This is a genomic window from Sneathiella marina, from assembly GCF_023746535.1.
Lineage (GTDB): Bacteria > Pseudomonadota > Alphaproteobacteria > Sneathiellales > Sneathiellaceae > Sneathiella > Sneathiella marina.
Window position 1 is genome coordinate 1,481,163 of sequence record NZ_CP098747.1, and the last position, 23,519, is coordinate 1,504,681.

A 23,519-nucleotide genomic window follows, 5' to 3' on the forward strand; every position below is an offset into this window, starting at 1 on the left:
TAAGCGCGATTGTAAGAACGGGCGCGAATCTCAAAGAGACTTTACGGGCAAGCGGGTGGGTTTTATGCTGCGCGATCAATAAATAAACAAGTAAGAACAGGGACTATAAAATGCTGGGTCTAATTCAGGATCGGCCACTGCTGATCTCCTCGCTTATCGAATATTCAGGTTTGAACCACGGGGATGTGGAAATTGTTTCCCGCTCCGTCGAAGGACCGATCCATCGTACCAATTACCGGCAGGTAAATGCCCGTGCCAAGAAACTGGCGCAGGCATTGGGGCGGCTTGGTGTTGAAATGGGGGATCGTATCGGCACAATCGCCTGGAACGGATACCGCCATATCGAGATTTACTATGGTGTTTCCGGCATGGGATCCGTTTGCCATACGATCAATCCGCGCCTGTTCCCCGAACAGATTGCCTATATCGTCAATCACGCGGAAGACAAATATATCTTTGTCGATTTGACATTCATTCCGTTGATTGAGGCACTGGCGGAGCATCTGGGCAATGTGAAAGGCTTTATCGTGATGACGGATGAAGCCCATATGCCTGAGAGCAAGCTCGATAACCTGCTCTGCTATGAAACGCTTATCGATGGATCAGACGATAGCTATTCCTGGCCGGATTTTGATGAGAAGACCGCGTCCTCGCTTTGCTATACGTCGGGTACCACGGGCAATCCGAAAGGTGTTTTATACACCAACCGGTCGACCGTGCTTCACAGTTTCGGCGTCTGCGCGCAGGACGGGCTTGGTATCAGCAATCAGGATTCAATTCTGGCAGTTGTTCCCATGTTCCATGCCAATGCCTGGGGGCTTGTTTATGCGGCGGCCATGAGCGGGGCGAAAATGGTCATGCCGGGTGCGGCGATGGATGGCGCGTCCATTTACGAGCTTATGGAAGCGGAAGAGGTAACTGTTTCTGCCGGTGTGCCAACCATCTGGATGATGCTGCTGGCCCATGTGAAGGAAAATAACCTGAAATTCTCCAGCATGAAGCGCACTGTCATTGGTGGCTCCGCCGCGGCAAGAACCATGATCTCCACATTTGTTGAGGATTATGGTGTCAATGTTGTTCATGCCTGGGGCATGACGGAAACCAGCCCCATCGGTACCACGGGTAATTTGCTCAAGAAACATGCGGACCTGCCAGAATCTGAAAGGATTGATATCCGGACCAAGCAGGGACGTATTGTCTATGGTGTCGAGTTGAAAATCACCGATGATGACAATAACGAACTGCCGCGCGACGGCGTTGCCTTCGGTGATTTAAAGGTTCGTGGGCCCTGGATCACAAGTGGCTATTTCAAAGGAGAGGGCGGCGACACACTCGATGAGGATGGCTGGTTCAGCACCGGTGATGTGGGAACGCTGGATGCGGATGGCTACATGCAGATTACCGATCGGTCCAAGGATGTGATCAAGTCCGGCGGCGAATGGATCTCGTCCATTGATGTGGAAAATGAAGCCATTGGCTGCCCGGGAATTGTAGAGGCTGCCGTGATCGCTATCCCGCATCCGAAATGGGATGAACGACCGCTGGTCATTGCTGTTAAAGAGCAAGGGCACGGGGTTACAGCCGAGGATGTAATCGCCCATCTGGAAAGCACGTTGGCCAAATGGCAATTGCCAGATGATGTTGTCTTTGTCGATGAATTACCCCATACAGCGACAGGCAAGCTGCTGAAAACCAAGCTTCGGGAAGACTTCAAGGATTATGTGTTGAAGTCAGCCTAAAGCGGCCCCATTTTGGATGAGAAAAGCCGGGCATTAGTCCGGCTTTTTTTGTTGGACGGATGCAGCTGAAAAATAAAATCCATAATCTGGAATGATCGGTCTTGTATTTCCCGTTAAACACCGTATGTCTGACGGGAACACACATAATCAAGGATAAAAAATGTCGACACTAAACAAGCAATATCGTCTCGCAGCACGCCCAGTCGGGCTTCCCAAGGATAGCGACTGGGAATTTACCAGCACCGAAATTCCGACACCGGGTGAGGGCGAGGTCCTGGTCAAGGTGCATTATGCCTCTCTTGATCCGGCCATGCGGGGCTGGATGAATGATGGAAAATCCTATATTGCCCCTGTGGGCATTGGCGAGGTGATGCGTGCGGGGACGGTTGGCGAAGTTGTCGCCTCCAATAATCCAGGGTTCGCGGTTGGGGATTATGTCAGTGGCATGCTGGGCATTCAGCAATATGGCCTTTCCAACGGAACTGATTTAACAAAAGTCGATCCAAATCTGTCACCGCTGGAGAATTATCTGGGTGGTATTGGTATGCCGGGCCTAACGGCCTATTTCGGATTGCTTGAGGTTGGCGCCATGCAGGACGGCGAAACAGTTCTGGTTTCCGGTGCTGCGGGTGCTGTTGGTTCCATTGTCGGCCAGATCACCAAGATCAAGGGCGGAAAAGCCATCGGCATCGCCGGCGGCGCGGACAAATGTAAATATGTTGTGGATGAGCTGGGTTTCGATGCCTGCGTTGACTATAAATCCGACAGCTTTATCGATGACTTGAATGCCGCCCTGGGCGGTAAGGGCGTCGATGTCTATTTCGATAATGTGGGCGGTGAAATCCTGGATATCGCTCTGGCCCGGCTCAATCGACATGCCCGTGTGGTCATTTGCGGCGCCATTTCCCAGTATAACAACACAACGCCCCTGCGCGGCCCGCAGAACTACCTGAACCTGCTGGTACAGCATGCCCGCATGGAAGGCTTCGTCGTTTTTGATTACATCAAGCAATATGGCGAAGGCGTCAAGGCCCTGGCCACATGGCATGGGGAAGGCAAGCTCAAGTTCAGGAACCATGTTGAAACCGGCATCGAGAACTTCCCGGCCACGCTTTTGAAGTTGTTCAGTGGTGAAAATTTCGGGAAACTGGTCCTGACCATCAAGGAAGACTAGTAATCTAGCCTAAAATATCCAGTGAAATGGCGGAGTGGATTTACGCTGCCGTCATTTCACTATACTGTTGCGCCACGGTGATTTAGTTAGGCGCATATGTATATCGATTCTCCGAGCTTTTTAATTATTCTGATGTCCTCCCTGTTTCTGGCGGGATGTCTGCTAACGCCGATTGCCGCCCGCATGGGCGCCCCGTTTCTGTTGCTTTTCCTCTGTATTGGCATGCTGGTCGGCGTCGATGGTATTGGCGGCATCCGGTTCAATGATTTTCCGCTGGCCTATGAAATCGGGGCCATTGCGCTTGCCCTGATCCTGTTCTCCGGTGGCCTGGATACGGATAGCACGACGCTGAAAAAAGCGGCGGCGCCCGCTTTTATACTGGCCATAGTCGGGGTGATCCTGACATCCGGAATTGTCGGAATATTGATCCATTTTATCTTTGATATCGATCTTGATAAAAGCCTGCTGCTGGGCGCTGTTGTCGGGTCAACGGATGCGGCCGCCACATTCCTGATTTTGCGGCAACGGAATATCAAGTTAAGAAACGGCCTTGGTGAAACCCTGATGGTCGAGGCCGGGATTAACGATCCCGTGGCTATTTTCCTGACCATAATGATGGTCGCCATCGTCGATGCGCAGTTGCCGCTATCTTTATCGACATTGGTTTCATTCCTGCCTGAGCTGGCCTCGCAACTGGGGCTGGGTATCGTCGGCGGTGTGGTTGGCGGATACGGGGCGGCAATTTTGATTAATCGGATCAACATGCCCGTCAGCCTTTACGCACCTTTTGCAATGGCAACGGCTCTGCTGATTTTCAACCTGACAAGTATTTTTGACGGCAGCGGCTTTCTGGCCGTTTACATATGCGGTGTCATTCTTCGCTACAGAATGAAAAACCAGACCGAGCGCGTCGGCCAGTTTCATGATGGCTTGTCCTGGATCAGCCAGATCGTCTTGTTCCTGATGCTGGGGTTGCTGGTGACACCCAGCAGCCTGCTGGACACCATTCCCATGGGTCTGGTCGTTGCAGCCATCCTGATGTTTCTGGCCCGGCCCATTGCCACATATATCTGTCTGACACCGTTTCGGATGAATTTTAAAGATCAGACCTTTTTGGGCTGGGTCGGATTGCGCGGGGCGGTGCCCATATTTCTGGCAATTATACCGGTGATCAGTTCCGGCCCGGTGGATGAGAGTTTTTTCAATATTGTTTTCGTGGTTGTCATCGCGTCCCTGTTTTTACAGGGCTGGTCGATCTCGCTGGTCGCGCGATGGCTGGGGCTCATAGAAAAACCAGCGGCCGAAGAAGCGGCAAAGGATTGATTTTTGCGGTCAAAGGCCGTATTTACTGCACGAGTATTGTACCGCTCTTAAGGTGCAGTTGAATTTTCTGAATATTTATCTTCCGCCGCAATAAGTACCGGGGAAGATCAGGACACATCATGGGTATGTTGGAAGACCGTGTGGCCAATCGGCGCACTTTCGCAATTATTGCGCATCCGGATGCGGGGAAGACCACGCTGACGGAAAAACTGTTGCTGTTCGGCGGTGCCATCCAGTTGGCGGGTGCCGTGAAAACCCGTGGTGAGCAACGACGGGCCCGTTCCGACTGGATGAAAGTCGAACGCGAACGCGGCATTTCCGTGGCCTCCTCCGTGATGACCTTTGATTATCGGGAAAAGACGTTCAACCTGCTGGATACACCGGGCCATGAAGATTTCAGTGAGGATACCTACCGGACGCTGACCGCAGTCGACAGTGCGGTGATGGTGCTGGACGGGGCCAAGGGGATTGAAAGCCAGACACGCAAACTGTTTGAGGTTTGCCGTTTGCGCGACATGCCCATCACGACATTTATCAATAAATTCGATCGTGAGGCGCAGGATCCGTTTGATCTGCTGGATGATATAGAACAAACCCTGGCGCTGGACGTTGTTCCTGCCAGCTGGCCCATAGGCATGGGCCGGAATTTTCTAGGTTGTTACGATTTGTTCAATGACCGGCTGGTTCTGGTGTCCAAGGGCAAGAACAATCATATGGACGAAGGCATCACCTGCAACGGTCTTGAGGATCCGCAACTGGATGAATTGCTGCCGGCGGATGCCGTGGAAAAACTGCGTGAAGATATCGATATGGTGCGCGGGTTATGTCCCGAATTTGAGGTGGATGCTTTTCTCGAAGGAACCATGACGCCGGTTTATTTTGGCAGCGCCATTAATAATTTCGGTGTTGAAACCTTATTGAACGGCCTCACGGAGACGGCCCCCAGTCCCCGGTTCGCGCCGTCCGCCGATCGCAATATCTCTCCGCTGGAACCCAAGGTGAGCGGTTTCATTTTCAAGATACAGGCCAATATGGACCCCAAGCATCGCGACCGGATCGCCTTTATGCGTCTGGTGTCCGGCCATTTCAAGCGCGGCGCCAAGCTCAAGCATATCCGCAGCGAGAAAACCATGAATATCCATAATCCCGTGCTGTTCCTGGCGCAGGACCGGGAACTGGCGGAAGAGGCCTGGCCGGGCGATATCATCGGAATTCCAAACCATGGCAATCTGCGGATTGGCGATGCCCTGACGGAAGGGGAGGCTATTCGCTTTACGGGGATTCCCAGCTTTGCGCCGGAATTGCTGCAAAAGGTTCGCCCCGTTGATCCCATGCGCGCCAAGCATCTGGGCCGGGCCCTGGTGCAGCTGGCCGAAGAGGGGGCTGCACGCACCTTCAAGACCCGCATGGGCTCTGACTGGGTGGTCGGAGTGGTTGGCGGCCTGCAGTTTGAAGTGTTGGCCGACCGGATCCGGACGGAATATGACATCCCGGTAAATTTTGAACAGACCGAGCTTTTCACGGCGCGCTGGGTCGAGCATGATGATCCGCGGGAGCTCAAGAAATTCACCGATGCCAATCAGGCATCGCTGGCAGAAGATCATGATGAGGCGCCGGTCTTTCTGGCCCGTAATTCCTGGCATCTGGAACGGGCGGAAAAAGACTGGCCGAACATCAAGTTTCTGAAGACCAAAGAACAATCAGCGTAAGACAAGGAGAAGCCCCATGCCGTCATTTGATATCGTCTCCAAAACCGATATGGCAGAAGTTGACAATGCCCTGAACAATATTCGCCGGGAAATCGAAACCCGCTATGATTTCAAGGGCAGTAACTGCAAGATCGAGCTTGCCGATCCGGCGATCACCGTCCATGCCGATGATGACCTGAAGCTGAAACAGATGCATGAGCTGCTGCAGACGCATTTAACACGGCGGAAAGTGGATGCGGGTGTTCTGGATTATCAAACCCCGGAAAAATCCGCCGGGCAAAGTGTCCGCCAGACCATTATTGTCCGGCAAGGCATTGATAAGGAACTGGCGAAGAAATTAGTCAAGCAAATCAAGGGCTCAAAGATTAAAGCTCAAGTGGCAATTCAAGGCGAGGAATTGCGGGTCACCGGCAAGAAACGCGACGACCTGCAAGATGTCATCGCGTTTTGCAAAGGCCTGAAATTCGAGCTGCCGTTGCAATATATCAATTTCCGGGATTAGGTTTCTCGCCGCTTAAGGAGTTCCCTTGCCGCCGAAATTGCGTTTCTCGATTTTCGGCGGGCCGGAATCGCCAACGGTCATGATAAAGATCTCACCATAAATCACCGGTGGCTCTTTTTTACCGCCCATCTGGCCATAGATGGTTTGCAGGTTATCCGTATTGCCAACCCAGAGGACGGTCTTGCCGGGGTTTTCCTCGATCAGTCTTGGGCCGGCGCCCAAAATATCCACCACCCGCAGTTCGATGCCCCGTTCCTCGATCAGCGGCTTGACCGTATCCAGATTACGCTTGCGATCCGGGCTGTAGATCACATCGATATCCAGATCGGCCACGGCGGCGGGCAGGGCATTGGCTCGTGCAACGCCTTTTTCATTGAGTTCGTCAAAGGGTGCTGTCCGGTCGGCATGGCGCAGCAGGATCACCGTTGTTTCCGTGCCGGGCGGGGAATGGACAACGGAGCAGGCGCTGAGAACCAGCAGTCCCGCTAAAATCATAAATGCCGTTCTCAACATGATCGCTCCCCTCATTGCGTTTCTCTTCAATAATATGCCTGCTAGCCGGCCAGTGAGAATAAATCCCGCTCGTCCCCGGCACCGTCCGACGTCAGTTCTCCGCCGTCGCGCATATGCAGGATATGGGCATAGACGGATCGGGCCGCCGCCGGATGCAGGAATTCCGGCACATCCGTATACATTTGCGTGACCATGTCAGGGATGCTGAGCGGGCCGCCGGCCAGACAGGCGCGGATCTGGTCCATGCGGTCGTGGCGATGGGCAATCAGCGCCTCGACAAAGGGCTTGGTCTCGGTGATTGCCGGGCCATGGGTGGGCCAGTAAGTATGGTAATCCAGCGGCAGCAGTTTCTCGAGGCTGGTCATATAGCTGCTCATGTCCCCATCGGGAGGGGAGACGATCGTGGTTGACCAGCCCATAACATGATCGCCGGTAAACAGGGTTTTTTCCTCTTGCAGGCCGAAACAGATATGGTTGGACAGATGGCCCGGTGTATGGATCGCCTCCATGGTCCAGCCCTCGCCCTCGATAATGTCGCCGTCGTTGATTTTGACATCGGGCACGAAGTCCATGTCGCCGCCTTCTTCCGGTTCCATATCCGGCTTGCCGCTGCCGTGAGGGCCAAAACCATAGGTCTTGGCGCCGGTGAGCTGTTTTAGGGGCTCCGCGCCCGGTGAATGATCCCGGTGGGTATGGGTAATGAGGATATGGGAGATGGTTTCCCCTTCAACCGCTTTCATGATGGCGGCGATATGTTCGGGCACCAGGGGTCCCGGATCGATCACCGCCACATTGCCCCGGCCGATAATATAAGTGCCCGAACCATGAAAGGTGAAGGCGCTGGGGTTATTGGCAATCACCCGCCGGATCAACGGGCTCAGCTCATCACAAACACCATAATCAAATTCGAGGTCTTTTTTATAGGGGACTTTCACAGCCATTATTTTTCTTCTTTCCTAGCAGAGGTTTACATTGATTGTAGCGGATCAATCTGCGGCGGCAACAGGAATGTCGACTTTATGGATTGGTAGACGCAAAAAGAGCGATCAGGGCGGGACCTTTGCCATCAGCTCAAAATGGTATAAAGTATTATTTATTCACGTTAATTGCTCTGGGGGGAGAGGCTTGATGGGGGACGGTGACAAGGTTTTTACGGGATCCATTCCCGAATTTTACGATACCTACCTGGTGCCGCTTATTTTCGAGAAATATGCTGCCGACCTGGCGCGCCGGGCCGGCGCCCTCACGCCGCGCTTCGTTCTGGAAACCGCCGCGGGCAGCGGCGTTGTCACCCGTGCGATGGCGCCGCATCTGGCGGCCAATGCCGTGTATCTGGCGACGGACCTCAACCAGCCCATGCTCGACCATGCGGCGGCCAAACAGGGCGGTGACGACCGCATCAGCTGGCGGCGCGCCGATGCACTGGCCCTGCCGCTGGACGCGGATGTATTTGATGCGGTGATATGCCAGTTCGGCGTGATGTTCTTCCCCGACCGCATTGCCGGGTATCGTGAGGCATTGCGGGTCCTCAAGCCACAGGGCACATTTCTGTTCAATGTCTGGGATCATATCGGGGCCAATGAATTCGCCGATGAGGTAACCAAGGCCGCCGCGACCCTGTTCCCCGAGGACCCGCCCCGGTTTCTCGCCCGCACCCCGCATGGGTATCATGATGTGGACCAGATCAGGCGCGAGCTGGAAGAGGCCGGGTTCTCCCGCATTACCATTACCACCGTAGAGGAGGAGAGCGTCGGCACCTCGCCGCGTCATCCGGCCATCGCCTATTGTCAGGGGACGCCGCTGAAAAACGAGATCGAGGCCCGTGATGCGACGTCGCTGGCGCGGGTGACGGATGCCGCCGCCGAGGCCATTGCCGCCCGCTTTGGCCCCGGAGAGGTCCGCAGTAAAATACGCGGCCATGTGATCGAAGCCAAAGCGTAGGCGCGCAGGCTATGCGGCGATTTCGCCCCCCTGCATAAAGATTTTCCGGTTGAACAGCGTCAAGTCCAGCGGGTTCGGCAGCCGGATATCCTCAGGCCCCGGCGGCAGATCCGCCTCTGCATCATAGGCCCGGTCAATCTGCGAGATGAAGAGGATGATGCATTTGCTGTCTTGTGCAAAGGCTTTCAACGCCATCACTTGCGCCTGCAGGGGCGGCTTTTGCCGTTGCTGGTCCAGCAGCTGCAGATAATCGATGGCAATAATCGAGCCGGGCCGGAGCAGCGTCGCGGTTTGCTCAATGATATGGGCGGCGGAAATTTGATCGGAGACATCCAGATACAAACCGGCCTCACCGGATATATAGGCGGGGTCCAGCTCGGCAAGTTTCCGCTCGCCCTCGCTTTTCGTATATTCCAGCGAGAAAAAGAAACAGGGGCGGTCCGCTGATCGCCCCCTTAGCACTATTTCCAATGCCAGCCTGGTTTTCCCAAGGCCCGGCCGGGCGCCGATCAGGGCGAGATCCCCGGGCTTCAGGCTGTTCAGAATATCTTCTGCGCCGTTGGGTTTGGCATCGCGGGTTTTCATCCTGGCCTGCAGCAAGCTCCAGGAGGCAAATCCCTCCGCTTTGGCGACGTCATTCAACGCGGCGCTGAGGGGGATGGACCGGGTGCGTTTGGCTTCCTTGGCGCGCTGTTTCAGGACGTGCAGGGGAGCTGATAGTTTCATGTGAACCTCCAATCACGGGTTCGCAAAACATTCCCTTCTTCTGTTCGACACCCGCATAAAAGGTCAGGTTGTGTTGATGGTCAACTCTGCAGTGAGGTGCTTTCCCGGTGAAGGGGGGCGGCGCGAGCTCGGCGCAAACCGAGTGTAGCAGAAAATTCAGACCGTTGCAGCAAAGATGTCACCTTCTTGCGCGCCGGTAGAGGGTCATGACAACGCCGCTGGAGGTCGCCCCGCTTTTCACCAGCTCAATATCCCCGGGCGGCATTTTAGGGCCGAACAGCCGCTTGCCGGGTCCAGCGAGAACCGGAAAGGTCCAGAGCCGGAACTCATCCACCAGATCCTGCGCCAACAGGGTCTGGATCAATTGCCAGCTGCCATGCACCTGCAGCAAGGGGCCGTCCTGTCGCTTGAGATCCGCCACCGCCGAGGCCACATCACCTTGCAGGATATGGGAGTTCTGCCAGCTCAAATCCTCTTGCGTTGTCGTGGCGACATATTTGGTCGCCTTGTTAAGCATCACGGCGACCGGGGTGTCATCGGTGCCCTGGTTATGGGCGGCGAAACTTTCATAGGTGTTGCGCCCCAGCAATAGATCATAGGGCGCGGACATGGCTTCCTCCTGCACCTGTGCCATGACGTCGGGCCAGTAGGGCATGGCCCAGCCGCCCAGCTCAAACCCGCCAGAGCGATCCTCCTCAGCTTGTGCCGGCGCCTGCATCACGCCGTCCAGGGTTATGAATGTCAGAAGGGCAAGGCTGCGCATATCTCTCTCCAGAAGTTGTTAAGGGCCCGACGCTATCACCGCAAGAATATATGATACAGAACATATTTAGCGGATGCGATCCGATCATGACGCGGTATCACTTCGCACGGACCAACCCCATGGGCATGTCGGAAATCCGTTTCATCTCGGCCGTCTCAAACAGCGCCGGATTGTCCAGATAGTTCAGCATCATCTGTGTTGCATCGCCGCCCCAGAAAACCTCTCCGCCCACGACAAAGGAGGGAACGCCGAAGACGCCATCGGCAATTGCCGCTTCGCTGTTGGCCCGAAGGGTGTCTTTAACCACTCCCTCTGCCATTGCGGCCTCAGGGTCAGAAATGCCGAGCGCCGCCGCGATCGCCTCAATGCCCTCAGGTGCATCCGGTTGTACCCCTTTGCCATAAATCACATCGAACACCGCCCTCACATGAGAGAGCTGCCCGCCGGCGGCAAGGCATAATCTGAGGGGCGGCAACGGGTTGTAGGGATGTCGCGGCGGCATGGCGAAGGGAAGTCCCAACTGATCGGCATTCCATTGAAAAAACCGATAGACAAAGCGTCGCTTGGGCGGAATTTCGGCCGGTCCCAACTGGCCCCAATGCTTTAGCAGGGCGCTGAAAAGCACGGGAACCGGTGTTATGTCCAGGTCAGGCGGCAATTTGGGAAACCGGGCCAATTGCAAATAGGCAAAGGGCGAGATGAAATCAAAATACCATTTGGCTTTGGTCACGACTGTCTACTCCCTCTCTTTTCAGGGTCAGTTTTGGGACATGTTCGGGCTGATGATACCGGTATGCGAAGACCAGGGGAAGGAAATCAATAAGCCGGGACGGGCCATTTGACTAGATGCGGAAGCGGTTGCGAAGGCCGAGACCGATGAGAAACAGAAAGATCACCGTGAGCACGCCCTGACCCATGGTCAGGAAATTGAGATAGTCCGGAATGCTCCCGCCATAGAGTGCCGTCAGGCTGTCCGTGCCGATTTTCCGGCTGCTGATCAAAAAGGGCAGGCTATTGGCGAGGGTATATTCAATCGCCTCCAGCCATTTGCCCCCTGAACTTGCTGTATAGAATCCAACCAGAACCAAATTCATCACGAAAAGCCAGAATGTAGGCCGCCAGATACTCTGTCCGTAATCACTGAGCGCGGAAAAGGCGGCATCCAGAATGGAGGCAAAAAAGCCGATTTCCACCCATCTTTTCGCCCGCATCTCATCGGCATGAAAGGAGAGGGACTGCGCGTGATCCCGGTTGCTTTCTGCGATTTCCTTTAACCGGCGGAGGCGCGAGGCATCTTCTGGGTCGCTGGCAGCCAGCACGCCAAAAACAGGCCATGGCCGCCTTTCACGATTGAGGGTGATTTCCAGTTCATGCAGGGTCACCTGCTTGTCCAGCTTGCAATTTCGCAAATCCGGCACGCATCCCAGTTTGCCTTCGGGCATCATCAGGCTTTGGTTAAAGGTTCCGTGGCGCAGAGAGAATTGGTTAGTTTTATCCGTGTTGGCAAGCTTCGAGAAATTAACAACAGCATCTGACTGGACTTCTTCGAGAGAAAATTTGCCTTTGCCTAACGTAGCACTATCAAACGAGATCAAGTCACCACCAAAAATGGATCGGTCAAAAGAAACGTTACCTTTGCCAAATGTCGCTGCTAAAAAATAGACGCTTCCTTTACCAAAATGGCATCGATCAAAATTGGTATTTCCGTCGCCAAAATTAGTACTGATAAACTGGATAGTTGCTTCATGGAATAGAGCGTTCATGAAGGTAACATTGCCTTTTCCAAAAACCGTTTTATTGAAGGAAACTTTAACTCCAGAAAATTCAGTGTTGTTAAAATCTGTTAATCCAAGTCTGAAATGAGCATTATCGAATGAAACATGGCTACTTTGAAACTTGGCGCCATCAAAAGAAATGTATCCATCACCAAACTCAGTGTTATTAAATGATACTTGTGCCTTAAATACCGCATCCTCGAAATTGACGTTGCCATTGCCAAACGATGCATCTTGGAAGGAAATCCGACCGTCGCTGAACTTTGTATTATCGAAGGAAACGTCTCCGTCGCCAAATTTTGTCTTCCTAAAGGAAACATATCCCTTGCCAAATATTGTGTTTGAAAAGGACACTTCGCCTTCACCAAACACCGCATTTTTAAACGAAACACCACCGTTGCCAAAATTCGCGCGGTCGAAAATGACGTTGCCGTTCGGAAATTGATAGCCATCAAAGGAAAATCTCGCAGATCCGTCGTGAAAATTGGGAACATGATCGTCAAAGGAAACATCGGAAAAATCCACATCCATTCCAAATGGATTGGCTGTCTGCGAATTCCACATATCCTTCCCCGCAAGCCAGAGGTTGATGGCTTCTTGGCCTTTCAAGCACTTTCTTGCCTTCCCAATTTCTGCCATTTCTCCGTCCTTATCCCCGGGTTTTAATTCCGCGGTTCAAAACCAATTTTAACGGGCAGGGCGGGGCTGGCAACCGGTATCTCGGAATTTACGCAGGTTCCACCAGGTCCCATTGGTTGCCGCAGATATCCTCGAACACGGCGACGGTGCCGTAGGGTTCGGTTTTGGGCTCGCGGATAAAGCGGACGCCTTTGGCCAGATAGGCGTTATAGTCGCGCCAGAAATCATCCGTATAGAGGAACAGGAAGACACGGCCGCCGGTCTGGTTACCGATGCGCGACGATTGCTCGTCACCGACAGCGCGGGCCAGCAGCAGGCGGGAGTCCGTTGCGCCTTTGGGGCCGACAACCACCCAGCGTTTTTGCTGCTCCGGCACCTCAATATCCTGCAGCAGCTCGAAGCCCAGAATATTCACATAGAAATCTATGGCGGCGTCATAGTCTTTGACAACAACCGCCGTCAGGCCGAGATACTGTTTCATGATGCGTCTCGGCGGTCAGCGCATACTACTGAGATTGGTTATGAGAACAGATTTGACCGCCCGCACTTTATCAGACACATATTTGGCCTTCTGCGCATCCTCCTCCATATGGTCATGGATCATGTCGGCGCAGCGATCCCTCTCCTCGATCAGGGCGCGGATAATGGCATGCTCGATGGCATCGGCAACCTCCGTTGGATGATCATCCTCAGACACGCCAAGGATCTCCCGAACTTCCTTCGCTGTATCTTCCGCCCGCTCCCGTAGACTTTTTGACATACGCTTTAACTCCCCTCAATTACTCCCGGTTCCCGTACAGAATAGCAAAAGGTGGCGCAGATAGAAAGGGGCCTGTCATTGCCGCATATATTGAATAGGTCTTGGGGAAATCAATATATCAGGTTGTGACAATGTCATAATTTTGACATGAAGCTGTTGCCATATATCTTTGATGTTAATCGACTATTGGACGTTAAGATGTCCCCGGAGGAGAGGATCATGCCGGCTGGAAATTATGATGAGGGAATTGACCGCATGCATCTGATGGATGCGCATCGTCGGGCTAATCAGGACTTTCTCCGCCATCGGCAGAACAAGCGATTGCGCTCCCGCATACTGGGAACCGTCGCGGCCATCGTGATTATTCTTTCCTTTGTCGGCAGCTATTGGCATTACGCCCTGTAGCCCGTGCTTACTCCGCCGGGGCGTCCTCTTCTTCCGTCATATGGCGTTTGATCAGCGGGATCTGGGAGAAGAAAAACAGGCAGTTAAGGCCGAGGATGCCATAGACCCGGAAGGCCACCCAAAGGTCGTTTGAGGTGATATGGCGCACCGCTTCATTGAGGATCCCGATGGCGATCAGGAACAGCCCCAGCCGCAGGGTGAGTTTGCGCCAGCCCTCATCATCCACCTCCAGTACCTCGCCAAAAGCGGTTTTCAGGAAGGACTGCCCGAACAATAGGCCCGTCAGCAGGAAGGCGCCGCAAAGGGCGTTGGTGATGGAAACCTCGATCTTGATAAATTCCTCATCCCCCAGAAGCAGGGTGAGGCTGCCGAAAATCAGCACGAACAGCAGCGAGACCGAGGGCAGGACGGGAATTTTCCGCATCATTGTCCAGGAGGCCGCAAACGAGGCGATACAGGCCATCAGCAAGGCGGCCGTCGCGACAAAAATATCGGCCATCTGGTCAACCACAAAAAACAAAAGCAGCGGCCCGACATCGATCAGCAGCCTGATCACGGGCGATATCTGCGGCTTGGGGTGCGGGGCCTTTTTATCCGTCATGTGCTGGTCATCCCTTAGGGTCGCGGTTGCCTGGCTTGTCCGTCCTGTGGACGGGTTGAACGTCACACATAGCGCTGAAATGCTAGTATTTTGTTAATTTCACCAAAAATCGCGGTCTTTCTTCTAATTGAGAGCTGTCATACATCCTGAAAATGATTATTTTCTTGACATTTAAACCAATTAAGGGTATTGTTGCGATCTAGAGTCATTCAGGGGTTCTTCCTTACAACGAGCGGTACTCGGGTACACAGGGCCCCTGACATGAGAGTAGAGGCGCGATAGTCGGGCAGTGAGACACATTTCCCAAAAAGCGACCTCGCCTTTGGTTTACTGATTATTATTTTCTTATTTCCGGACAGGGTTCGCGGGATTTTCTGCCCGCAAATGTTGCCGTTTGTATATTTGCCGGTGAAAAAATCGGGAGGCGATTTTGACCGGTCGATTATACAGCTGCAAGCCCCTGCCTTACGGGCAGGTGACGGAGCCTGTCGCTTTTTTAAGGGAAAACATCCAGCCTTGCGGTGCCATCGTTTTGGGATCACGGTTATCCTCGCCGTAATTGACATGGGGAATGACTTTGCCGCGGTTCACCTGACCTGACGCGCTATCGAAAACAAAGCTGCAGTTGGTTTTGGTTTCGGCGTGCGGGGACAGCGGCGACAATATTAATGTCCAGAGTCCGGCGACAAGGGCCAGCAGCAGAATTCGGTCGACCTGTTTCATGTGACATCCTTTGCTTTCAGGTTTCAGGAGCAGTTATGGCATGGCACTAAAAATTGCGGATGACATCGCTGTTAAAACTGCCATGATTGAAATTCCGGTGAGCCAAAAAGTCAATTATAAATCAGGGAGAGCGGGATGTCGGGACATAAAGGGAAATCGGGAGTGAAGGGCCGGCGCGGCATGAAGATCCTGCTGGTGGGTGCGATGCTGACCGTGGCTGCAGGTTTTGCCTTTGCCGCGGAAAAAAACACAACGGATGTGGAGGATTTTGTATTTGGCCGGGCCGAGGCATTGCTGGTCGCGTTCAACAACACCATCATCTCGCTTTCGGTGGATACGGAGCGGACGGCGATCGATATTGCGGCGCTTACCCAACGGGTCGGGCAGCTCGAACTCAAGCTTGCCGAAATGGAAAAGCAACTGGCGGCGAAGGCCGGGGACTGAGTTTAATCCGTTGCCTCAGCTTTACGGAGCGCGGCGGCAATCATCGGGTCCCGGCTGTCGAGCTTTTTCAGGTTGGCAATGATTTTTTGCCGCACATTTTCTGAATCGGCGAAAGTCAGGCGCTTTGCCCAGAACAGTTTGGAGCGCCGGAAAAACCCCGCCTCATCCAGGAACGAGACACCGAAATAATAGGCATCTCCGACATTGTCATAGGCATCCTCGTAAAATCGTCCCTGACCATCCATGGAAAGGCGTAAAGAGCGGGCCAGCATAATGGAAATCTCGGCCGAGACCGCCGCCCGCTCAAACGCGTCGAGATAGGGCCAGCCATAGCGCAGCAATTTGACCACGTCATAGCTGTGGTGATTATTCTTGGTGCCGCGATCCTGCCAGCCATAGGGGTAGGGCTGTTCACGCAGGTTCAAGGTCGTTTCGACAATCTTGTCCAGATGCGGCACATCGCCATTGCGATAGGCGACGATATGAAAAGTGATGCTCAAATCGTCGCTTTTATTGATATCGCCGTCCGTATCATACCAGGCGCCCCAATATCCGGTTTTGGGATTTTGCCAGCGCTCGTCAACAATGCGGATCAGGGCGTCCGCCATTTCCTCGCGCGGATAATCGGTGCCTTCCAGGATACCCGCATAGTCAGGTATCCATAAAAGCTGGCCCAGGGACGAGGTGACATAATTGAGATCCCGGCGATGGCTGACCCCATCCACTTCCAGACGGGATACGATAATCTTGTCATACAGCGCGTCAAGTTTTTCCGGTGTGTTTACGGGCTCCAGGAATTTAAGCGGATATTTCGGCCGCTTGCCGATCAGCACCAGCTCCTTCAACGGATCGATGGAGGCATGCAGGCGGAACATCCAGGTCTTGTAACAGGCCCCCCAGGAGCCGTCGCTTTGTGTCTGCTCCAGCGCCCAGGACTGATCCTTTTCCTTGAGGCTTTCCTTCAAATCCTCCAGCCCCTGCAGCACTTTGGCGTCATAGGAGGTGTAATTGATCAGCCAATGCACCTCCCGGGCGATCTGGATGGAACAGGTTACCGTATCCCCGGCATCCTGACGGCGGGTCACTTCCTTGGTCAGGGGGGTGAGAAGCGGTTGAAATTTCTTTTTCATCGCTTTCTTGATGTGGCGTTCCGGCTTTTCGAACTCAACCGAATAGCTATAGCGCAACTCTGTGGCGGTTGCGGGCGGGCTCGCCAATACGAAGGTGAGGGCCAGCAGTGCAGTCCCGAAAAATTGATGCTTCATCTCAATCATTGTCCCCTATCAGTCCGTGACCAGATCCAAGTTCATGAAGCTCAGGCTAGCATGAAAGGCCCGCGGGTGTGAATAAATTGATAAAACACGTCTTGCCCGGAGGCGCCCCGAACGCGTAGGTTTTCCATCTGGCGGACCGAAAAGAAAGCGGAGGAACGATTGATGACCCTGACCCTCTCACCCACCCGGTTGATCGAGCGCTTTTATCATGAGCTCTGGAACAAGGCGGATGAAGCGGTGGCCCATGACATCCTGCATGCGGATTTTCGGTTCCGCGGTTCCCTGGGGCCGGAGCGGCGCGGACCCGACGGATTTCTTGACTATCTGCGATCGGTGCGCCTCTCGCTGCCGGATTTCATGTGCCGTATCCAGGAGATTGTGACCGAAGGCGAACAGGCGGTCGCCCGGATGGAATTTGTCGGCACCCAGGACGGCGTTTTTTATGCAACCCCGCCCACCCACAAGAAAATTACCTGGGCCGGCGCCGCCTTCTTTAAAACCAACGGGACACAAATTACGGACCTCTGGGTGCTGGGGGATATCGACGCGATCAAGCAACAACTAGGGATCGGGAGCCCGACAGATTTCGCGTGATCCGGGATCGTCTGGCAATCCTTAAGTGCTGCCGGCGGTTTCCTTGATTTTTCCTCGGATAAAGGCTTCGGCCTGTTCCTGATTGGATGTCGACACGGTTTCCGAGATAATGCCTGCCAGTTTTGAGACAGCGCCGGTCAGTTTGATGGTATCCAGATAACGATGATCATTGGTCACCACGGCGTTGTAAAAATGGGTGATACCGCCTTTGGTCAACATCTTGCTGAAAAACAGCATATCGTCATAGGACAGGGTGTTTTCATGCCCCTGACTGTTATTGACGATACAGAAGTAATGGGGGGAATTATTGAGCTTGAGAGTCTCTTCATAAATCGGGATACGTTCCGCCCGACCAAGCGGCGCAAGTATCTTTATATGGTGGAACATCTCCTCACCGACGGCATGCGTTTCGATCTCGCAATGCTTTGATTCAAAAAAGGATACTTTACGAAAATTCATCTCGTCATCGCTATCCTGGAAAACAGTGAATTGTTAATTATAATATATAAGAAAAACAAAATATGCAAATTCATCCGCTTTTTATTACTATTCTCCGCAATGACGATGAATTCGAAAATCCACCGGTTAAGTGCCTGATTTACGCCAGGACATCTTTAAGCAATAATGGCAATCAATTAACAAAAAATGTCTATTTGAACGAGAATTCCAATTTGGGCAATTTTTTTGGCGGGAAAGGGAGGACGTATAAATGGCGCTTTCAATTATCGGCGCGGGCTTTGGCCGGACCGGGACAGACTCGTTGAAAACCGCCCTGGAAATGCTCGGGGTTGGAAAATGTTATCATATGCATGAAGTTATGCTGCGTCAGGATCGCGTCGACAACTGGCGCGCTATCGCCAGAGGCGAGACACCGGATTGGGATATGATATTTCAAGGCTACGGGGCGACAGTGGACTGGCCGGCGGCTTTTTACTGGCGCGAGTTGAGCGCGTATTTTCCAGACGCAAAAATCCTGTTGAGCGTGCGGGATGCGGGGCGCTGGTATGACAGTATGGAAAAAACCATCTTCACCACTTTACGCAAGACCAAGGATTTGGAATCGCTGGGTTTGCGGCTGATCCGCGACAAGGTATTCGCAGGCAATATTGACGACAGGGATCATGTGATTGACAGCTATCAGCGGAATATTGCCGACGTGCAGGCAACCTTCCCGCCGGAGCGTTTATTGACCTATGAAACGGGGAGCGGCTGGGATCCCATCTGTAAATTTCTGGATGTACCCGTGCCTGAGGATGCCTATCCCCACAAAAACCAGAGCAACGAATTCCACCAGAAAATAGACACGCTTAATAAAATACGGGAAGAGAAGAGGGACTAGAGCCCTGAAAACCAACCAGGTGTCGCGGACTACTCGTTTTCCCCGCCGAACAGTTTATTGAGGCCGGAGCCGACGGATTTCAGGAGGCTTCCGGCTTCTTCTGCTGTTGCGCCGAGCAGGCCCTTATTCTTCGATTGTTCTGCGGTCAATGTCAGGTCTGCAGGTGCCTTGGTGTCGGCTACTTTTTCAAAAGCGAGGGCGCAGGGAGGTTTGTTGCCGCCCAGAATATCCGTCCCGAAAACAGTATTAACGGCATTGACAGGATTGAGAAGGCTGAGGATACCGACGCTGAGATTTTTTGTTCCCGCAACGGGATTGGGAATGGCTTGCGGGGATTTCAATGTCCCGGTAACCAGAATGGGGACAACCAGGTCGGCCACCCCGACGGTCCGGGCGCTTGTGCCGATGGTCAGCGCCAAGGTTTCATCACGCAGGTTGATGTTGCCGCTGGCGGCAATGACCAGATCGTCCGTATCGACCATGGCCACGGCCGGGGTCATCAAGCCGTTTTCGATATTGAAGCGAATGACCATACAGTCGAAGGGGGCGTTTTTCTTGTCCCCGAAAAAAGTCGAGAAGATATTCCCGGCGCCAAAACTCAAAAACCCGAGGAACCCGCTATCGATTTGTCCTTTGCGGGAAATCCAGTCCGTCCGCCCGTTAAGGCTGCTCGCCAGTTTTCGGGGGCTGTTTCCCGACGCGGTGAGATCGCTATGGCTATCGAGAATTAACCGGACATCGTCGGTCACCACCACATCCAGGTCCTGTATGGTCGAGCTTAAAGTCAGCTTCGGAACCTCGACAGCGGTGTTGTAGATGAGGCTTGTCTCCAGCGTTCCCTTGCCTTTTTCCATGCGCAACGGATCGAGCGAAAGAACCTTGTTTTCCAGCAGGATATTGGCTGTCACATTATCCAGTTCCATCACATTGCTGACTTTCAGCTTCTTGATATCGATGATCATATTGGCATTATATTCCGCCAGAATTTCCGTTGGAAACGGGGTGTCCTTGAACACATACTTATCCTCACCCGCTGCCGCCGGCGCAGTTTCCCCGCTGCTTGCGCTTTTCGTTTTCGCCTCCTTTGGCTCAGGCTGGAAAATGGATAAGTCAATCAGGTTCGAGGTAAGGGTTCCCTGTATATCCCGAGGGTCATCAGCCAGGCTGACAGTAAGCTGCCCCGCCAGATCAGAAGGTCCGACGCGTGCCGCCAAACCGCTGAGATGAATATTTTCCCGATCCGCGACAAGCGTCGCCTTGGCATTGACCGGTGCCACATCCGGCAGATCCTGGATCAGCATTCGATATGCGGTCAGGCTGGGGGCCTGAAAGCTCATTTCAAGATTTGCCTTCGGCGTTGTCCGCGCGTTGCTGATTTTCCCGACAAGCGACATATTTGACTCGCCCAGGCTCACCGTCAAGTCGATGGGCATGTCGGAATCCTGCACCAGGCTAATCAGCCGCCCGGTTTTCAGGTCGGTGACCAGGGGCAGCTCGATTTTCTCCTTGCCCAGGATCAGTGTGCTTTTTGCCTTGAGCTCCAGGGTGTTGGGGGTTTCAGGGATAATCAGGTCGAGAGAGGTTTGCGAGAAACCGGCAATCTTCCCACCGCTGAAGCTGATGCCGGGAACGGACAGGTGCAGCTTCCCCCGAAGGCTGGCCACCAATGCCCGCGGGCTGCGTCCGCGCGCCGAGAAGTCTCCCTGGCCGGTGATCCCCTGTTCCAGGGTAATCTTGCCCTTGCGGGTCCTTGCAACGGTTTCCCCTTTCCAGCGGGCAATATTGAAACGGGCGGTGAAGTCATAGACGGACGGCTTGGTGTCAAATGTCATCTGGGCCGTCAAGTCGGACCCGTCATATTGAAAGGCCTTGATCGAGGTGGCCAGCTTCCCCTGTTTCAACAGCGTGTTGGTAGTAATGGGGCCGAATTCCACCTCCTCGTACAGGGCTTTATCAAGATGCAGTTTCAAATCCATGTCAAAGCTTTGCAAACCGGAAAGCTCCAGTGCCTTGTCGGACAGGAAGGCCACGAAGGCATCCTCTTCCTGCGCCTGCTCGGCGGACAGCTGGGATTTCTCAGGCGCTTGTGGCAGCAGGGCAAGCAGCCGGTCCACATCGATGCCTTTCCCGTCAATATCCAGTTCAATCGCGGGAGGTTCGGCGCCTTCGTCAATCTTGCCGGTGGCTATTGCCGAGATCAGGGGGCCGGAAAATGTCAGCTTTTCAAATGTTGTTACCTGATCCTGATGATGCAGGGTGCCGGTAACGGTGATCGGGTCTGTGCCAGTTTCCTTGATTGCCTTGGCTGCCGGTAAATCCAGCCAGAGGGCAAGCTTGCGGGCCGATCCCGCTTTGAAATCCACATGGGCTTCGGTCTTGGGTGTCGGGGATAAATCGCGGGTCCCCTCAATTTTCAATGTGGCAAGCTTTGATTGCAGACGGGTCGTGAAATCCATGCCTGTGAGGTCGTTCGCCGTTCTTTTGGGGGTGACATTTCCGGTTAGCGTTACCGGCTGTCCCTTAAATGTCATCGTCCCGTCCAGCTGGCCCGGGCCGCGTGTTTCCTTTCGGGTCAGGTTGATCTTGGCGGCTGATATCATGGCGTCTTTCGATGTATCGGCGATCGGCGTCAAGGTCAGATTTAAATCAAAGCGGGCGTTCTGCGCCAGCTGCTGGATCGTCGGTCCGTCGCTGGTAAAACTCAGGCTGCCGGTTCCCGTTCCCGATATCGGCAGGCTGTCCAGAGCCAGACCCTCGCCAATTTTATCGAAGGGGATTTTTGCCATCTGGGCATCCGCTGTGAGAGCGGCATTGCCGTTTTTATCCCGCAAGCTGACGTCCCCGGACAGGGTGCCGCCATATAACGAAAGCTGCTGGAGCTTTGCGCTCAAGCTGCCCTCCTTGATGGCACCGTTTGCCAGGATCGGGCCCATGGTGATGCGGTGGGTGATGATCTTTTCCAGCTGCAGGCTGAATTTTGCGTTTATGTCGGTCAGGAACCCCAGATCCAGCGGCTGCCTGAATTTCCGCCCCGCCGTGGCGAGATTGATCTGGCTGTCCTCCCGCGGGGCGGAGGGGGCCAGTTTCGTGTCGGCCGGGGCCGGGAAGTAGCGGGAGAAATCCAGGACTTTCCCTTCCAGCTTGAGATTGGCCGTTGGTATTTTTGCCCCAAGGTCCAGATCACCGGACAGGGTTGCGTTCAGGTCCTTGCCCTCCAGCACAGCGGTGAGGGCGGTCTTCTGATCTTCCTCGCTTTTGAACGTTGCCTTGATCCGGACAGCGCCGGGATCCTCTTCAAGGGGTCGGTCCAGCCAGCTGGCAATGGCACCGACGGACGTGGCATTGGCGGTTAATTCTCCGGTCAGGTCGAAGGGCGGGGCCAGATCCAGATTGAGGGCTGTGGTCAGCGCCAGAAGCCCGGATTTCACAGTGCCGGTGACTTTTGCTTCCCGACCGTCTTCCAACTCCGCCAATGTTGAAACGTCAAACGTCCAGCTGACGGCTTTTTTGTTGAGCGTCGTGCCGCCCTCAATCAGAAGCGCCGCCGCGCGGTTCGGCAGGCTGACGCCGGTTTTTAAGTCCTCGGCGACAATATCCTGCCCCGTGCGCCGGTCGTGAAATTGTACGCGGCCCTGTTCGATCCGGACATTATCGAGTGTGGCGATGGCAACGGGTAACAAGCCGGAGGACGCATCGCCGTCTTCGTCATCCTTTGCCGGACGGCTTACATACAGGCGCCAGTTTGTATCGCCTTCCTCGCTCACGACAAGGTTGAATTCGGGCTTTGAAATAACGAAAGACTGAACATCCAGTTCGCCGAAAAGCAGCGAAAAGAGGCTGATCTCACCGGAGATCTCTGCGATTGCCGCAAGCGGTGTTTTTGTTTGAAAGGTGGGTTCCACCAGGCGGATGCCGGTGGTGCGAAAAGTCAGGCTCGGCACCAGGTTAAGCTCGATATCCCCGTCAATGGTCAGTTCCTTGCCGGTTTCCTCATAAACCAGTTCCGCAAGCTGCGGCTTGAAATCATTCCAGTTGATCAGGCGCGGACCGACAGTCAATACGGCCGTCGCCAGCACCAGCAATCCAATTATCGATAACCCAATTTTCCACTTCACGGGGTTGGCCTCCAGCCGCCATGGCGCCGGTTTTCCGCCCGCCATCCTCTTATCCTGTATGATAGGGCGGATTGGGTCAAAAGGAAATTCATGAGTTAGGCGGGTATATTGTAACGCGGCCTTGTCCAGGCTGACAAACCGCCGCCAGGCTTAAGGATCTTCAGTCAATCCACCTGCCAGACTGCTAGCTTGCCGGGGCAAAAGGGCGGAACAGTCGTCCGGGAACGGGGTGACCCTCGTCATCGACGGTAAAATAATAGGCGTAGATCTAGGCGCCTGATAAACGACAGGTGAACCCCATGCCAAAGCTTGAGTTGGAAATTTCCTGAGTTCGTGAATGTTGCCTTGGGAAAAAGGGAATGTAGGTAGGAGTTTCGTGTGACAAAATAGAAATTGGATTTGCTGCGCTCCAGATAGTATAATTAGTATATTGTAATATAAAGGGAAATGATCGGAAAAG

At 53.9% G+C, this 23,519-nt stretch carries 23 protein-coding genes; 10 read left to right on the plus strand and 13 right to left on the minus strand.

All coding sequences use genetic code 11. The features are described 5' to 3' along the window. Positions 1-110: 110 nt before the first annotated feature. From NBZ79_RS07100 to NBZ79_RS07120, 5 genes are all read left to right on the plus strand, one after another. Positions 111-1,739, plus strand: a complete 1,629-nt coding sequence (locus tag NBZ79_RS07100; protein WP_251936819.1) for a 3-(methylthio)propionyl-CoA ligase — start codon at positions 111-113, stop codon at positions 1,737-1,739. 160 nt (positions 1,740-1,899) lie between these two features. After that, positions 1,900-2,913: an NADP-dependent oxidoreductase gene (locus NBZ79_RS07105; protein ID WP_251936821.1), complete on the plus strand. Its 1,014-nt coding sequence runs from the start codon at positions 1,900-1,902 to the stop codon at positions 2,911-2,913. Between the two features lie 96 nt (positions 2,914-3,009). Further along, positions 3,010-4,236 carry a potassium/proton antiporter gene (locus NBZ79_RS07110; protein WP_251936823.1) on the plus strand — a complete coding sequence of 409 codons (1,227 nt, stop codon included), beginning with the start codon at positions 3,010-3,012 and terminating at the stop codon, positions 4,234-4,236. 119 nt (positions 4,237-4,355) lie between these two features. Next, the gene (locus NBZ79_RS07115) at positions 4,356-5,945 is read left to right on the plus strand and encodes a peptide chain release factor 3 (protein WP_251936824.1); all 1,590 of its coding nucleotides are present in this window, start codon (positions 4,356-4,358) and stop codon (positions 5,943-5,945) included. Positions 5,946-5,961: 16 nt separating this feature from the next. Continuing rightward, complete coding sequence (locus tag NBZ79_RS07120) at positions 5,962-6,447, plus strand: YajQ family cyclic di-GMP-binding protein (RefSeq protein ID WP_251936826.1); 486 nt, start codon at positions 5,962-5,964, stop codon at positions 6,445-6,447. A gap of 12 nt (positions 6,448-6,459) precedes the next feature. Here NBZ79_RS07120 and NBZ79_RS07125 read toward each other — a convergent pair whose 3' ends face one another. Continuing rightward, positions 6,460-6,960 carry a histidine phosphatase family protein gene (locus tag NBZ79_RS07125; RefSeq protein ID WP_251936829.1) on the minus strand — a complete coding sequence of 167 codons (501 nt, stop codon included), beginning with the start codon at positions 6,958-6,960 and terminating at the stop codon, positions 6,460-6,462. A gap of 41 nt (positions 6,961-7,001) precedes the next feature. After that, positions 7,002-7,901 (minus strand): MBL fold metallo-hydrolase, encoded by a 900-nt coding sequence (locus tag NBZ79_RS07130; protein ID WP_251936833.1) that lies wholly within the window; start codon positions 7,899-7,901, stop codon positions 7,002-7,004. Between the two features lie 187 nt (positions 7,902-8,088). Here NBZ79_RS07130 and NBZ79_RS07135 point away from each other — a divergent pair, with 187 nt between their 5' ends. Continuing rightward, on the plus strand, positions 8,089-8,901 hold the full coding sequence (locus NBZ79_RS07135; RefSeq protein WP_251936836.1) for a class I SAM-dependent methyltransferase: 813 nt from the start codon (positions 8,089-8,091) through the stop codon (positions 8,899-8,901). A 9-nt stretch (positions 8,902-8,910) separates the two neighbouring features. Here the strand turns inward: NBZ79_RS07135 and NBZ79_RS07140 are convergent, their stop codons facing one another. From NBZ79_RS07140 to NBZ79_RS07165, 6 genes are all read right to left on the minus strand, one after another. Next, on the minus strand, positions 8,911-9,627 hold the full coding sequence (locus NBZ79_RS07140) for a DNA helicase (protein WP_251936839.1): 717 nt from the start codon (positions 9,625-9,627) through the stop codon (positions 8,911-8,913). A gap of 178 nt (positions 9,628-9,805) precedes the next feature. Then, positions 9,806-10,390, minus strand: a complete 585-nt coding sequence (locus tag NBZ79_RS07145; RefSeq protein ID WP_251936841.1) for a dihydrofolate reductase family protein — start codon at positions 10,388-10,390, stop codon at positions 9,806-9,808. Positions 10,391-10,487: 97 nt separating this feature from the next. Beyond that, positions 10,488-11,120, minus strand: a complete 633-nt coding sequence (locus NBZ79_RS07150) for a 2-hydroxychromene-2-carboxylate isomerase (RefSeq protein WP_251936844.1) — start codon at positions 11,118-11,120, stop codon at positions 10,488-10,490. 112 nt (positions 11,121-11,232) lie between these two features. Further along, on the minus strand, positions 11,233-12,804 hold the full coding sequence (locus tag NBZ79_RS07155) for a hypothetical protein (protein ID WP_251936848.1): 1,572 nt from the start codon (positions 12,802-12,804) through the stop codon (positions 11,233-11,235). Between the two features lie 88 nt (positions 12,805-12,892). Next, positions 12,893-13,285, minus strand: a complete 393-nt coding sequence (locus NBZ79_RS07160; RefSeq protein WP_251936851.1) for a VOC family protein — start codon at positions 13,283-13,285, stop codon at positions 12,893-12,895. Positions 13,286-13,300: 15 nt separating this feature from the next. Then, positions 13,301-13,564 (minus strand): hypothetical protein, encoded by a 264-nt coding sequence (locus tag NBZ79_RS07165; RefSeq protein ID WP_251936853.1) that lies wholly within the window; start codon positions 13,562-13,564, stop codon positions 13,301-13,303. 219 nt (positions 13,565-13,783) lie between these two features. On the opposite strand from NBZ79_RS07165, the gene NBZ79_RS07170 reads away from it, so the two are divergent. Continuing rightward, positions 13,784-13,969 (plus strand): hypothetical protein, encoded by a 186-nt coding sequence (locus tag NBZ79_RS07170; RefSeq protein ID WP_251936856.1) that lies wholly within the window; start codon positions 13,784-13,786, stop codon positions 13,967-13,969. Between the two features lie 7 nt (positions 13,970-13,976). Here NBZ79_RS07170 and NBZ79_RS07175 read toward each other — a convergent pair whose 3' ends face one another. Then, complete coding sequence (locus NBZ79_RS07175; RefSeq protein WP_251936859.1) at positions 13,977-14,570, minus strand: inner membrane-spanning protein YciB; 594 nt, start codon at positions 14,568-14,570, stop codon at positions 13,977-13,979. A 465-nt stretch (positions 14,571-15,035) separates the two neighbouring features. Beyond that, positions 15,036-15,293, minus strand: a complete 258-nt coding sequence (locus tag NBZ79_RS07180; protein ID WP_251936861.1) for a hypothetical protein — start codon at positions 15,291-15,293, stop codon at positions 15,036-15,038. 135 nt (positions 15,294-15,428) lie between these two features. Here NBZ79_RS07180 and NBZ79_RS07185 point away from each other — a divergent pair, with 135 nt between their 5' ends. Further along, complete coding sequence (locus NBZ79_RS07185; protein ID WP_251936864.1) at positions 15,429-15,737, plus strand: hypothetical protein; 309 nt, start codon at positions 15,429-15,431, stop codon at positions 15,735-15,737. Between the two features lie 2 nt (positions 15,738-15,739). Here NBZ79_RS07185 and NBZ79_RS07190 read toward each other — a convergent pair whose 3' ends face one another. After that, positions 15,740-17,002, minus strand: a complete 1,263-nt coding sequence (locus tag NBZ79_RS07190) for a hypothetical protein (protein WP_251936867.1) — start codon at positions 17,000-17,002, stop codon at positions 15,740-15,742. Positions 17,003-17,173: 171 nt separating this feature from the next. On the opposite strand from NBZ79_RS07190, the gene NBZ79_RS07195 reads away from it, so the two are divergent. After that, the gene (locus NBZ79_RS07195; protein ID WP_251936870.1) at positions 17,174-17,605 is read left to right on the plus strand and encodes an ester cyclase; all 432 of its coding nucleotides are present in this window, start codon (positions 17,174-17,176) and stop codon (positions 17,603-17,605) included. A gap of 21 nt (positions 17,606-17,626) precedes the next feature. Here NBZ79_RS07195 and NBZ79_RS07200 read toward each other — a convergent pair whose 3' ends face one another. Further along, positions 17,627-18,064 carry a hypothetical protein gene (locus tag NBZ79_RS07200; protein ID WP_251936873.1) on the minus strand — a complete coding sequence of 146 codons (438 nt, stop codon included), beginning with the start codon at positions 18,062-18,064 and terminating at the stop codon, positions 17,627-17,629. 250 nt (positions 18,065-18,314) lie between these two features. On the opposite strand from NBZ79_RS07200, the gene NBZ79_RS07205 reads away from it, so the two are divergent. Beyond that, positions 18,315-18,944, plus strand: a complete 630-nt coding sequence (locus NBZ79_RS07205; protein WP_251936875.1) for a sulfotransferase family protein — start codon at positions 18,315-18,317, stop codon at positions 18,942-18,944. 29 nt (positions 18,945-18,973) lie between these two features. On the opposite strand, the gene NBZ79_RS07210 is transcribed toward NBZ79_RS07205, so the two are convergent. Continuing rightward, positions 18,974-23,104: an AsmA family protein gene (locus tag NBZ79_RS07210; RefSeq protein ID WP_251936878.1), complete on the minus strand. Its 4,131-nt coding sequence runs from the start codon at positions 23,102-23,104 to the stop codon at positions 18,974-18,976. Between the last annotated feature and the right edge of the window lie 415 nt (positions 23,105-23,519).